The 12,247-nt window shown below is 30.5% G+C and carries 13 protein-coding genes and 1 riboswitch; of the genes, 5 read left to right on the top strand and 8 right to left on the bottom strand.

What is annotated here, in order from left to right:
• Positions 1-401: 401 nt before the first annotated feature.
• Both Q4Q47_RS18165 and mnmE read right to left on the bottom strand, forming a co-directional pair.
• Complete coding sequence (locus Q4Q47_RS18165) at positions 402-569, bottom strand: hypothetical protein (RefSeq protein ID WP_303308061.1); 168 nt, start codon at positions 567-569, stop codon at positions 402-404.
• An 855-nt stretch (positions 570-1,424) separates the two neighbouring features.
• The gene (gene mnmE, locus Q4Q47_RS18170) at positions 1,425-2,825 is read right to left on the bottom strand and encodes a tRNA uridine-5-carboxymethylaminomethyl(34) synthesis GTPase MnmE (RefSeq protein WP_303308062.1); all 1,401 of its coding nucleotides are present in this window, start codon (positions 2,823-2,825) and stop codon (positions 1,425-1,427) included.
• A gap of 393 nt (positions 2,826-3,218) precedes the next feature.
• Here mnmE and Q4Q47_RS18175 point away from each other — a divergent pair, with 393 nt between their 5' ends.
• The gene (locus Q4Q47_RS18175) at positions 3,219-3,647 is read left to right on the top strand and encodes a hypothetical protein (protein WP_303308063.1); all 429 of its coding nucleotides are present in this window, start codon (positions 3,219-3,221) and stop codon (positions 3,645-3,647) included.
• 451 nt (positions 3,648-4,098) lie between these two features.
• The gene (locus Q4Q47_RS18180; protein WP_303308064.1) at positions 4,099-4,527 is read left to right on the top strand and encodes a hypothetical protein; all 429 of its coding nucleotides are present in this window, start codon (positions 4,099-4,101) and stop codon (positions 4,525-4,527) included.
• On the opposite strand, the gene Q4Q47_RS18185 is transcribed toward Q4Q47_RS18180, so the two are convergent.
• From Q4Q47_RS18185 to Q4Q47_RS18205, 5 genes are all read right to left on the bottom strand, one after another.
• Complete coding sequence (locus tag Q4Q47_RS18185) at positions 4,519-5,349, bottom strand: CvfB family protein (RefSeq protein ID WP_303308065.1); 831 nt, start codon at positions 5,347-5,349, stop codon at positions 4,519-4,521. The genes Q4Q47_RS18180 and Q4Q47_RS18185 overlap by 9 nt on opposite strands.
• A 139-nt stretch (positions 5,350-5,488) precedes the next feature.
• Positions 5,489-5,827, bottom strand: coding sequence for a DUF2853 family protein (locus Q4Q47_RS18190; protein ID WP_303308066.1), 339 nt, complete (start codon positions 5,825-5,827; stop codon positions 5,489-5,491).
• A gap of 99 nt (positions 5,828-5,926) precedes the next feature.
• Positions 5,927-7,684 carry a 2-succinyl-5-enolpyruvyl-6-hydroxy-3-cyclohexene-1-carboxylate synthase gene (gene menD / locus Q4Q47_RS18195; RefSeq protein ID WP_303308067.1) on the bottom strand — a complete coding sequence of 586 codons (1,758 nt, stop codon included), beginning with the start codon at positions 7,682-7,684 and terminating at the stop codon, positions 5,927-5,929.
• 47 nt (positions 7,685-7,731) lie between these two features.
• On the bottom strand, positions 7,732-8,859 hold the full coding sequence (locus Q4Q47_RS18200; protein ID WP_303308068.1) for a chorismate-binding protein: 1,128 nt from the start codon (positions 8,857-8,859) through the stop codon (positions 7,732-7,734).
• Between the two features lie 3 nt (positions 8,860-8,862).
• On the bottom strand, positions 8,863-9,288 hold the full coding sequence (locus Q4Q47_RS18205) for a PaaI family thioesterase (RefSeq protein WP_303308069.1): 426 nt from the start codon (positions 9,286-9,288) through the stop codon (positions 8,863-8,865).
• A gap of 74 nt (positions 9,289-9,362) precedes the next feature.
• Here Q4Q47_RS18205 and Q4Q47_RS18210 point away from each other — a divergent pair, with 74 nt between their 5' ends.
• The 3 genes from Q4Q47_RS18210 (at position 9,363) to Q4Q47_RS18220 (ending at position 11,409) form a co-directional block, all read left to right on the top strand.
• A complete protein-coding gene (locus tag Q4Q47_RS18210; RefSeq protein WP_303308070.1) occupies positions 9,363-10,025 on the top strand; it encodes an alpha/beta hydrolase in 663 nt (220 codons plus the stop codon).
• A 15-nt stretch (positions 10,026-10,040) separates the two neighbouring features.
• Positions 10,041-10,385 carry a GIY-YIG nuclease family protein gene (locus Q4Q47_RS18215; RefSeq protein WP_303308071.1) on the top strand — a complete coding sequence of 115 codons (345 nt, stop codon included), beginning with the start codon at positions 10,041-10,043 and terminating at the stop codon, positions 10,383-10,385.
• A 139-nt stretch (positions 10,386-10,524) separates the two neighbouring features.
• Positions 10,525-11,409, top strand: coding sequence for an AraC family transcriptional regulator (locus Q4Q47_RS18220; RefSeq protein ID WP_303308072.1), 885 nt, complete (start codon positions 10,525-10,527; stop codon positions 11,407-11,409).
• Positions 11,410-11,428: 19 nt separating this feature from the next.
• Here the strand turns inward: Q4Q47_RS18220 and Q4Q47_RS18225 are convergent, their stop codons facing one another.
• Complete coding sequence (locus tag Q4Q47_RS18225; RefSeq protein WP_303308073.1) at positions 11,429-11,920, bottom strand: PAS domain-containing protein; 492 nt, start codon at positions 11,918-11,920, stop codon at positions 11,429-11,431.
• Positions 11,921-12,036: 116 nt separating this feature from the next.
• Positions 12,037-12,167: riboswitch (cobalamin riboswitch) on the bottom strand.
• Positions 12,168-12,247: the final 80 nt, after the last annotated feature.

The raw sequence follows: 12,247 nt of genomic DNA on the forward strand, positions 1-12,247 counted from the left end.
TATCAATTTAAAGGCTGTTTAATTTTGAAGAGTTTTAGAGTCCATATAATAAGATTTACTAATCCCTATTCCTATGAATAAATATGAAAAACAATACTGTAAATAGAAATGAAAGTAATTTACATCTAAGGTTTTAAGTTAACTTCAAAACCTAATTATATAATGGAAATGATTTTAATGGTATACAGATTGCCAGTAAATCTTATTTTAACTTTGTACTTGTAATAATTTCTTTTAATGAATTCTTAATAGATTAATTTACAAGGACTATTTATTTTGATTTTTCTAGCTCATTTATTTTTTATAAACAAAGAGAAACAGTCGTTTCATAATTCCATTAACGAAAATACTTTACTACATCGAACTAAAAAAAATCAATAATACTTATTAGTATTCACTATTTAATATCGCTTTAATGCTTTTTCAATTTGTATTAAATTAAGTCTTCTTTTATTTTCAATTGCTTTTTCAAACCAATCAATGAGTTCTCTTGCATCTAATTCGTCGACCGCTTTAGTAGCCATAAAAACAATTTCTGAACGTTCTCGTAAGTTATATTCGTATTTCATAGTATATGGGTGTTAATTTTATTTCTAGTGATTTATTAATGAGGTTTGATTAATTATTAAATATATAAATATGCCAAAAGAAACACAGAAAAGAATAAAAAGAACGTATTCGATTATTGTAATTGGGAAGAATCGTTTACGTAAAAAAAATAAAACTTTTCTTATAAGTAGAACTGGTTCAAATATTGGTTTCATATATAAATCAATATTATATTAAGATTAAAATATGTATAAAAATAGTTTACTATAAACCTAAACATTTGTTATAGGTCATATGCATATGTTTATGTTTATAGGTACTTTAATAGAATTGATTGGATAATTTTAAATAAACACTCCTTCAATAATTTATTGAAAGAGTGTTTTGCTATTAATAAACCAACCTCAATTTGATAATAACTAACCCGATTTTAACATATTTAAATTAGTATAATACTAAGATATTAGGTTTAGTATTTCAATCATTACATAAATCCTTTAAAGGTTAATACCATCTTCTTATCGGGTTGTATATTGCTCTTTCGAAGTAAAACATGACTCTTTAGATAACAAATAAAAGACTGGAATTCCAATAAAAAAATGAGCATTTCTCTTGCTAGTTTATGGTTTTGATAAAATAATAGTGGAATAAAAAAGTAACCCCAAGCGAATTAAACCGAAACCATATGAAAACAAAAACCCCACAATTCATAGGAACTGTGAGGTAATGAATTTGAAAATATTTAAGTGAGCCAATCCAGATTTGAACTACATATAGTAATCCCTTTATTTGATATATTTCCTAAAACTATAAATGGTTAGGTGAAATAATGGTGAAACATAATATTTCCTTAGTTATTGTATATAAGGATACAGTTACTTTCCTATACAGAAATTAGCAAAAATATTCCCTAGCAAATCATCATTTGTGATTTCGCCAGTAATCTCACCAAAGTAGAATAGTGCTTGACGAATATCTATAGCCAATAGGTCTCCTGATAGACCAGATTCTAGCCCGCTTTTTACTTTATCAATTTCCTCAAAAGCTTTTAAAAGGGAATCATAATGGCGCGAATTGGTAACAATCGTATCATTATTTCTTAGAGCTCCTGTATTAACAAAACTTAAAAGCTTATTTTTTAATTCCTCTACTCCCACTCTTTGTTTTGCAGATAATAGTACATAATGAGACCTTTCGACTGCGCTCAAGGTGACATCTAATTCATTCATTTTATCTTTAGATAACTTATCTACTTTATTGGCGATAATAAGAATTGCCTTTTGGGGATATTTATTCTTTATTTTTTCAATCTCGAGTTGAATAGTATCAAAATCACCTGATTCCGAAGCATCAAAAAGATAAACAACTACTTGTGCCTGTTCTATTTTTTCAAAGGTCTTTTTTATACCAATGCTTTCTACGACATCTTTAGTATCTCTTATTCCTGCTGTATCTATAAACCTAAAACCTATACCCCCAATTGATATTTCATCTTCAATAGTATCTCTAGTTGTACCTGCTATTTCTGAAACTATGGCACGCTCTTCATTTAAAAGTGCATTTAAAAGTGTAGACTTTCCAACATTAGGTTCGCCTACTATAGCAACCGGAATGCCGTTTTTAATAACATTGCCAACAGCAAACGAATCTATTAATCTCTTAAGTACAAACGTAATGCGTTCTACTAAATCTTTAAACTGCGTTCTATCTGCAAACTCTACATCCTCTTCTGCAAAATCCAATTCTAACTCAATTAAGGAAGCAAAGTTTAACAGTTCCTCACGAAGCTTTGCTATTTCTGATGAGAAACCACCTCGCATTTGTTGCATGGCAATTTGATGAGACGCTTCATTATCACTTGAAATTAGATCGGCCACAGCCTCTGCCTGACTCAAGTCTAATTTACCGTTTAAAAAAGCTCGTAAAGTAAACTCACCTGCTGTTGCCATTCTACAGCCTTGACGTAAAAACAACTGAATAATTTCCTGTTGAATATAATTAGAACCATGGCAAGAAATCTCAACAACATTTTCACCAGTGTATGAATTGGGATTTTTAAAAACAGATACCAATACTTCATCTATAGTTCTATTTCCTTCTATAATATGTCCTAAGTGAATGGTGTGTGTGTCTTGTTTACTTAATTGCTTTCCTGAAACTGATTTAAATTGACTTTCTACGAAGCCTATAGCATCTTTTCCAGATAATCGTATAATAGCAATAGCACCTGCTCCTGATGGCGTTGCTAAAGCCACTATGGTATCTTGATTAATCATCTGACAAAAGTACTAAATTTGTAATGCTAATACCTATAAGATAAACTACAAAAAATCAATCCTTAAAATAAATTAAAACACTTTATTTGTTATGGTTTTCACTCACAAAAGACAAAATAAATTTCAAATAACTGATTATACCATAATAAAATTATAAGAAACATAAACATTTAGTAGTATTCGTATAAAAAAATTATAAAGAACATAATTTATAACACATTTTACAGAATTATTTACAATTACATGATTAGCAAGTATTTAGCCTTGCACATATTATGCATACATAGTATATTTGCCATCCTGTTTTTATAACCACATAATAATAATTTAACAGGAATTATAACTTCCAGCCACAACCCAAATAAATTGAAGTGTATAATAAAAGTGCAGTATATGAAAATTATTGAATCAGACTTTTCTAATCATATTATAAAGTCAGCACAAAAAGAATTGGGAATCATATTCTTTTTTAATCACATAGCCGTTATAGAGTTTAACGAAGGTGTACACGTTGATATTAATAATTCATCTGAAATTTTTGATGAACTAAAAACCTACTTTGGTGATTCAAGACCATTTGGTGTGGTCGCGAATAGGGTAAATTCTTATTCTGTAAAATTATTGGATATCGATTTATTTAGACAGAAAGTTAAAAACTTACGTAGCTATGCTGTTGTTGGGCATAATAATGCAAGTAAAATGAATGCTGAGATTGAGAACAGTTTCTGTATCTCAGATAAAATCAATTATGATAGTATTTATGAAGCAATAGATAATGTTTACAGCAAAGTAAAAGAAGATATTCTATTCTCTTTAAACTAAAAAATTCATTTTCTCTTTTTCAGATAATCTTACAATTGTAACAACTCTAGACGACGTAGCTAAAGCCACTATATAGTCTTGATATTTGAAATGCTAATACTCATAAGCTAAGCCTCAAAAAAGTCATTTTCAAAATAAATAAAACGCATTATTGATTAAGATTTTTCATATAATAAAAAGCTCTAATAAGTTTTAGACTGTCCATTACAAAGCGACAGAATCACAAAATGGTAAACATTTTTTGGAATTTTGACATGAAATACAACAAAAACACAACAAAAATTGCAAAAAAAAGAATTATTCATAATAATAGAATAGACATGTATTTAGTCTTGACTATATTATGAGCTCATAGTATATTTACATTCTGTTCTTTTATAGTTGACTAATATAAATTAACAGAAAGCACAACTTCCATGCTCTCAACCCTAAAAGAAGTGTATAATAGTATATGAAAATTTCTGAATCTGATTTCTCAAACCATATTGTAGAATCCGTACAAAAAGAATTAGGAAATATATTCTTTTTTAAACATATTGCCGTTATTGAATTTAACGAAGGTGTACACATTGATATAGATAATTCATGCGAGTTCTTTGATGAACTGATAAGTTATTATGGTCATTCCAGACCATTTGGTGTAGTCGCGAATAGAATAAACTCTTATTCTGTAAATTTATTGGATGCTGAATCATTCGTTCAGAAGATTAAAAACCTATGCTATTATGCTGTAGTTGGCCATAATAAGGCAAGTAAAATGAATGCTGAAATTGAGAATGAATTCTGTGATTCAACTAAAATTAATTACGATACTATTCATGAAGCTATGAATAGTATTTACAGTAAAGTAAAAAATGACATATTACTTTCTTTACACTAAATAAATACCATCAGGTTTTATTTCAATTTGGCGCTGTTTATACAAAGTACCAATAGCCTTTTTGAAATTTTTCTTACTCATTTGAAGCGTTTCCTTTATAACTTCTGGACTCGATTTATCTGTAAGTTTTAAATAACCGCTATTGTCATGAAGTTCGTGCATAATACGTTCTGCGTTAGGCTCAATATTTCTATATCCTATTTGCCCCAAAGCAATGTCTAACTTATTTCCTTGACGGATTTTTTTAACGATACCTTTTAACTTATCACCAACACTAAGGTCTGAAAAAATAGCATCTTTATAAATCAGCCCGGAATGCATTTTATTAACAATAACATTCATTCCTATGTCAGATGGATGTGATACAATTAAATCAACCTCATCAAATGCCTTTACAGTAAGCTCTTTATTATCTAAAAAGCGATTCGTTTTACTCGAAGCCACTAACCTATTAGTTTTTTCGTCTAGATAACAATACACCAAATACCAACCTCCTGGCTTCATCTTAAAGGCTTGTTCTTTAAACGGACAAAATAATTCTTTAACCAGCCCCCAATCTAAAAATGCGCCATAGTCTGTTACCTGATTACAACGTAATAAAGCGAAATCGTCACGTTTAATATAAGGAATGTCTGTGGTAGCAACGGGACGTTCTTCATTATCCAAATACACAAAAACCTCGAGTTTCTCCCAAATTTTAAAAGTCTCCGGTACATACCTATTTGGTAATAACACTTCATTATCCTCATCATCAATTAAATACACCCCATGATCTGTTTCACGAAGTATCTCTAATGTATTTATCTGTCCTAAATGTATCATGCAGCAAAGGTAATAATATTAGGCCGAGTCCAAACGATTTTATGAATAAGATAAGTATTAAAAAAACAAAACCCTGAACTTGATTCAGGGTAAAAAGCACTATAACAATTGTAACGCTTATAATATATAAAAGATCTTATTAGTAAGCTGATTCTTTTTTAAAATGCTTAGTTAATAAATAATATACAACGACTCTATATTTATTACGGTTAGATTGACCATACTTATCCATCACAGCAGCAATGCCTTTATCTAAATCAGCACTATCATTTAAACCCAATTTTTTAATTAAAAAATTGTTTTTTACAGTGGCAAGTTCAGACTCGTCAGAACCAGAAACTGTTGCAGAATCTGCATTGTAAATTGATGGGCCACAGCCAATAGCTACTTTGGTTAAAAGGTCCATATCTGCATTAACCTCGAATTTGTCTTTTAAATCTGCAGCATACTTCGCAATAAGCTCGTCTCTTTTACTCATAATAATATGTTTAGTGTGTTTGTAAAATACGTGTATTGATAACTGTTTAAAGATAACAATTATTTAGACTCAAAGAATGGGAGAATGTTACACATTATTCTAACCAATATATTTAAAATAGTTTAAAAGCACTTCGTCATTAAGATTCTTTGGTGTAAAAACTTCTAATAACTTTGGCTGGTTTCCTTCTGAATAAAATGAATTTAATGACGTCTTTAATGCCGCTTCGTCTGAAACAGATTCATATTTCAAACCATACATATTACACAAATGCTCTGCTGTTAAATGATGATTTGTTTCAAAATAAGTATCAAAATTCTCGGTATTTTTATGACCCGGAAGAATTCTAAATATCCCTCCCCCTTGGTTATTAATAACAATGATTCTGAAATTATCAGGAATGTAATTATTCCATAAGGCATTGCTATCGTATATAAAACTTAAATCACCTGTTATTAAAGTGGTTTGTTTTTTATTCGCAACAGCACTACCAATAGCCGTGGCTGTACAACCATCAATACCACTAGTACCGCGATTACAAAATACTTCTAATGTTTTATTTAAGTCGAATAATTGCGCATAACGAACAGTAGAGCTATTTCCCAATTGTAAAATAGTATCGCCTGGTATTGAATTCAATATAACATCAAAGGCTTTTAAATCGCTAAAATCTATACTATTTAAGTAATTATTATGCTTAACACGTCTCGATGCTTTTATATGGCTCCAATATGAATTATAATCACTTTTAATTGATTTGATTTGAGGTAAAAATTTAGAAAAGAAATAATTTGGTGTTGTCTTTACAAAATTATTTAAACAAAAGAATGTATCGTTTGCTTTCTTTAAATCTATATGCCAATGTTGTTGTGGTCTATATGCTCTTAAAAATGCTTTTACCTTTTTTGAAACGATCAAACCTCCGAACGTGAGTAAAATATCTGGTTGCAACTTTCCAAAATCTTCACTTTTTAAAGGAGCTATTAGCTTATCTATGCTCGGAAAAAATGTATCATGATGTAAATTTGATGTTGTTTCAGTAAATACGATAACACTATCATCGGCTGCTAAATTGTCTAACCAGTGTTGCTCTATTTGATTGGGTTGATTCACTCCAACTAGCACTATTTTTTTCGAAGCAGCATTCCAGTCTTTTATACAGTCACCTAAAATGTAATCATCAATTTCTAACGGTTGGTTTTCCAGATCAATTGACTTTGGTTTTACAGATGACTCATTTACCATAGTATATAATGGTTCATCAAACGGAACGTTAATATGCACAGGACCATTTTTAAGAAGCGCCATATTTATAGCCTTATCGATCTCTTCTTCATTATATTCCTGAACGGTTTTCTTTAGCTCAGGTAAAGTTTTAACCTTATTCTCCAGGTTTTCAAAAACAGGCAGTTCTTCTTCTATAAGATCAATGTTATCTTCTTTTAAATCAAGTTTTAAATTTGATGAGCATAGCACATGATTTTCAAATACATTTTTCTGATTAATGGTTTGACCATCTCCAATACCTATTAAATGCTTTGGTCTATCTGCAGATAATACTATTAAAGGAATATCACTATAAAACGCTTCAGCAACGGCTGGGTAATAGTTTAACAATGCACTTCCAGAGGTACAAACAACTGCTGTTGGTTCTTGTAACTGTTGGGCAATTCCTAAAGCAAAAAAGGCTGCACAACGCTCATCTACAATACTATAACATTTAAAATAATCGTCGTTAGAAAAACCAATGGTTAATGGCGCATTTCTACTACCTGGAGAGATAACAATATGTTTAACACCTTTCGCTTTACATAACTGTATAACGGTTTGTGCTAGTGGGATTTTTGGATAAATCATGTGGTAATAATCTAGTACAAAAATAAGAAATAGGTACAAATACCTAACTACAAAATGTTTTTAATTACTAAAGATTTAGATACAGTTTCCTCCCATTCTTTTTCCGGATCAGAATATTTTGTAATACCGCCGCCAACATAAATAATTGCATTATTATTCTTTAGTTGCATACATCTTAAGTTTACATACAATTGCGTACTTTTTTTATTGATGGTATAAGCCCTGTTTTCAATATTGCGTTTTGCAGACCTTGATTGTAATTTGGTTTCCATGTTCAACTCTCCTAAAAAACCCGTATAAAACGCTCTGTTATAGTGCTCATTATCTAAAATAAACTGTTTTGCATCTGGTTTGGGTAAACCACAGACTGCAGGTGTGGGGTGTAATAAAGAAATGATCTTTTTTAAATTTGATTCTGATTTTAACCGCGCAGAAATCATCGTTTTTAAATGCAGTAAATTACCCGCCTTTACGGTCTCGACATCAGATACTTTCAAACTCTCAACTGAAGATCTTAAATGATCTATTATAAAATCAGTCACAAATTGTTGTTCTTGTTCTTCTTTATTCTGCCAAACAACATCCAAAGTTCCTTTGTAATCTTGTGTACCGGCTAATGCCATGATTGAAAACTGGCTCCCTTCAATTTTTATTAGAGTCTCCGGTGTAGCTCCTAACCACAACCCTACATTAGGGTGATACCAACAATACACAAATGCCGACGTATAAGCGTTTAAAAGATTTTTAAAAATAGATATAGGGTTCGATTCGGATACCGTAATAGCTTCCTGTCTGGACAGTACTACTTTTTTAAAGTAATGATTGGAAATAGCCTCAACACCTTTTTTAATTAAATTAATATGTTGTTGTCTTGCTTTTAAATCTTCTGTTGAATTAACTTTTTTCTTTTTTACTGGCTCCGCATGAAACTCTGAAACCAAAGCGTCTGCCCTTAGGTATTCAGAATTATCTAAAGGTATTAAAACCGTTTTTTCAGTATCATCAAATGGAGAAAACACAAAACCTTTTTCTGTAAAATCACTTGTAAAATGTAAATCGTTTGTTTGTTGTAATAAGGCATTTACCCGGTTTTCTTTTGGTTTTCTATAAGCTACAAAAGGTAATTTATTGTTGTATTGTGCTTCAATACGTTTAAAAAAAGGTTCCAATGTCATTAACTATTTCTTTTTTGGTAAAGTAATAGTGGACAATTTACAAATTGAAATTAAATTATCAGCTTCATCTGTAATTCGTATATCTAATAATTGCGTTGTCCTGCCTTTATGCAAAAAAGTCGCTTTGGCATAAACATACCCTTCCTTTATACTTTTCAAATGATTTGCCGTAATTTCTATACCGCGTACAAAGAATTTTTCTGTATCTGTAAAAATATGCGAAGCAAAACTACCAACACTTTCAGCTAAAGCAGCTGTAGCACCACCATGCAATACACCGTCTGGTTGATGTACTCTGGAATTTACAGGCATTTTAGCTATTAAAAAATTATCTCCGTAGTCTATAACTTCAATATTCAAGGTTTCCATTAAAGTGTTTTTACAAGCAGCATTTGCCTGAGCTAAAACTTTTTCCTTAGATAATTGCATAGAATAATTTATTTTTAAGAACTCGTTAAAACGAGTTCAATATCTGAAACAAAAGTACAAAACCCGTTTAATAAATGAATTCTAGCGAAAAAGAAATATCATATCAGACTACAAATACGTATTCTACTTTAAATACACTTACTGGTAAAACAAAAAATGTTTGGTTAGTCTGTCATGGTATGGGTTATTTAAGTCGATACTTCTTAAAATATTTTAAACAATTAAATGCTGAAGAAAACTATATTATTGCGCCACAGGCAAGCAGTAAATACTATTTAAATTCGCAGTTTAAACATGTTGGCGCTGGCTGGTTAACTAAAGAAAACACCTTAGCAGAAACCAAAAATGTGCTACGCTATTTAGATGCCGTTTTAGAAGCTGAAAACATTACAAAAGATAAGAAACTAATCATTTTTGGGTATTCACAAGGCGTGAGTATTGCGATGCGTTATGTGGCAAAAAGAAAAATACAGTGTAGTCAATTGGTGTTACATTCCGGAGGCATTCCAAAAGAATTAGTTGTTGAAGATTTTAAATTCCTAAAAGCAAAAGTATCATTAATTTATGGGAAAGATGATGCTTACTTAAATAAAGAGCGTATCCTTATTGAAACTAAAAGAGCCACCGAGTTATTTAGAAATAACCTAAACGTAATACCATTTGATGGTGTACACCAAGTTAATGTAGCATTGATTAATAATATTGCTTGTCATTCCGACGAAGGAGGAATCACATAATACATATTAACGGTTATGATTGAGTTTATTGAAGGACATCACATTTATTATGTTTATATAATTACCAATAAATACAGGTCAACATATTATGTTGGTGTCACTAATAGTCTAAATAAAAGGTTACTACAACATCATGAAAATATAGAACTTAAACGGAACACTTTTGCTTCAAAGTATAATTTAAAGTATTTAGTTTATTACGAGCAATTTTCTTGGATTCAATTAGCAACCTCAAGAGAAAAAGAAATTAAAGGCTGGAGAAGAGATAAAAAGTTAAATTTAATACGAAGCTTTAATGAGAATTTTGAATTTTTAAATCACCATTTCATAGATAATGTGATTCCTCCTTCGTCGGAATGACAAAACAAAATAATGACCCCGCAGCAAGCTGACGAGATTACCAAACGATTATTAACAATTTCACAAAAAACACATTCAGCAAGTTTGGAAAAGTTTCTATCTTGATTACTGAATACATTTGCAGTATAAATACGAAACAATGAAACCGAAACAAACCAACAAAGCGTTTTATGAACAAAAGCTAAACTTGATTATTGAGTACATTCACAATAATCTGGATAGCAAAATAGACATAAAAATGCTAGCTGAGATCTCACATTTTTCACCGTTTCATTTTCATCGTATTAGTAGAGCGCTTTTAGGAGAACCCATTGGAGCATACATTTCTAGAACACGTGTAGAAATGGCTGCCAAAATGGTTCGTTACACCTCTTTAGATATTGAAAGCATTGCTTATAATGTTGGTTTTGAAACACCATCGTCCTTATCTAAAAAGTTTAAAACTCATTTTGGAGTGTCCCCAACAGCGTATCGCAAAAACAAATTATTCACAATTAAAAAAATGAACATCATGGGAACAACATCCAGTACTGAAAACAGTCAAAGTTTAAACATTAAAAAAGCCAAAATTCTAGATATAGAAGACAAAAAATGCATCTACATTCGTATGCAAGGGGCTTATGAATCTTTAGATTATCCTACTGCCTGGAAAAAGCTTTGGGGACAAGTAAAAGAGCAAAAGTTATTCACCGCAGGGATAGAACATATAGGCTTGCCATATGACGACCCTAAAGTAACCGACGAAGATAAAATTAGATACGATTCTTGTTTGGTTATACATAAAGATGCTGAAGCCTCTGGAGATATTGGTGTTAAAACACTTAAAGGTGGTAAATTTGCGGTGTTTTTATATCAAGGTAGTTATGAATTTTTTGCCGATGTTTACAATTACATTTTTAATGAATGGTTATTAAATAACGATTACGAATTACGTGATGAAACTGTTAGAGAAAAATACATTAGTAATCCAGAACGTGTAGAACCACATAAATTAAAAACAGAATTTTACTTACCAATAAAATAGAGCTTATTTTAATATAAGTTCAAAGTCTAATTTCATTTTCTAAAGCTAAAAGATGTGTAATTTTATTATTACCATCTTTTAGTGGATAGACTTCAATACTACAATGATACATCTCGCCATTTTTTCTATAATTAACAATGCTTTCTTTAAAATGAACACCGCTTTTTAAATAGCTACGTATATTATTTAGAGTTTTGGAAGAGGTCTTTTCTCCTTGTAAAAAATGAGGTTTCTTCCCTTTCGCATATTTAAAAGAATAGCCCGTCATTTTTGTAAATCCTTTATTTACCCATTGAATTTCTTGTGTAAGGCCGGTAAGCACTAAAGCTTCAAATTGATTATTAGTGAGTATGGTTTCAACATCAAAAGACCAGCTAAATTTGTTCTTGTATGTTTTTAAAATTTCAATATCATTTTGCTTAGTAAATTTAATAGCTTGTTCTGCCAAATGCATTGAATAAATATCCCAGCATTTTAAAGGACCTTGTAACGTATGTGGTTTTGTTTTCATTGCTTCAATAATTTTGTGCAGAGAGAGATAAAAAGAAGCAAGACACCAACAATAAGCAGAATAAATTAAGCTCGCCGGTATATATATCTTGACTTGGCCTTAAAATCGCGAAAGCACGTTTGTCTTTTTTAAAGGGAAGTATCTGGCTTGTAATAATTGATATTACTTACAGTTGCGCGACAGCTTGTGAGTTTAACACAATTCCTTATTATATAGCACTAGCTAAACCTTTAAATAATACCAGCTATAGTTTGAATTTATTATAAATGGTAATACTCAAATATATAGTTTTTAAGGTAAATACAGCACTAAATGATTAACTCTTCT

The organism is Flavivirga spongiicola (assembly GCF_030540825.1).
GTDB lineage: Bacteria > Bacteroidota > Bacteroidia > Flavobacteriales > Flavobacteriaceae > Flavivirga > Flavivirga spongiicola.

Excerpts from the sequence above, each read along its gene's own strand:
- Q4Q47_RS18165 (WP_303308061.1), bottom strand. The coding sequence starts at position 569 with ATGAAATACGAATATAACTTACGAGAACGTTCAGAAATTGTTTTTATG.
- mnmE (WP_303308062.1), bottom strand. The coding sequence starts at position 2,825 with ATGATTAATCAAGATACCATAGTGGCTTTAGCAACGCCATCAGGAGCA.
- Q4Q47_RS18175 (WP_303308063.1), top strand. The coding sequence starts at position 3,219 with ATGAAAATTATTGAATCAGACTTTTCTAATCATATTATAAAGTCAGCA.
- Q4Q47_RS18180 (WP_303308064.1), top strand. The coding sequence starts at position 4,099 with ATGAAAATTTCTGAATCTGATTTCTCAAACCATATTGTAGAATCCGTA.
- Q4Q47_RS18185 (WP_303308065.1), bottom strand. The coding sequence starts at position 5,349 with ATGATACATTTAGGACAGATAAATACATTAGAGATACTTCGTGAAACA.
- Q4Q47_RS18190 (WP_303308066.1), bottom strand. The coding sequence starts at position 5,827 with ATGAGTAAAAGAGACGAGCTTATTGCGAAGTATGCTGCAGATTTAAAA.
- menD (WP_303308067.1), bottom strand. The coding sequence starts at position 7,684 with ATGATTTATCCAAAAATCCCACTAGCACAAACCGTTATACAGTTATGT.
- Q4Q47_RS18200 (WP_303308068.1), bottom strand. The coding sequence starts at position 8,859 with ATGACATTGGAACCTTTTTTTAAACGTATTGAAGCACAATACAACAAT.
- Q4Q47_RS18205 (WP_303308069.1), bottom strand. The coding sequence starts at position 9,288 with ATGCAATTATCTAAGGAAAAAGTTTTAGCTCAGGCAAATGCTGCTTGT.
- Q4Q47_RS18210 (WP_303308070.1), top strand. The coding sequence starts at position 9,363 with ATGAATTCTAGCGAAAAAGAAATATCATATCAGACTACAAATACGTAT.
- Q4Q47_RS18215 (WP_303308071.1), top strand. The coding sequence starts at position 10,041 with ATGATTGAGTTTATTGAAGGACATCACATTTATTATGTTTATATAATT.
- Q4Q47_RS18220 (WP_303308072.1), top strand. The coding sequence starts at position 10,525 with ATGAAACCGAAACAAACCAACAAAGCGTTTTATGAACAAAAGCTAAAC.
- Q4Q47_RS18225 (WP_303308073.1), bottom strand. The coding sequence starts at position 11,920 with ATGAAAACAAAACCACATACGTTACAAGGTCCTTTAAAATGCTGGGAT.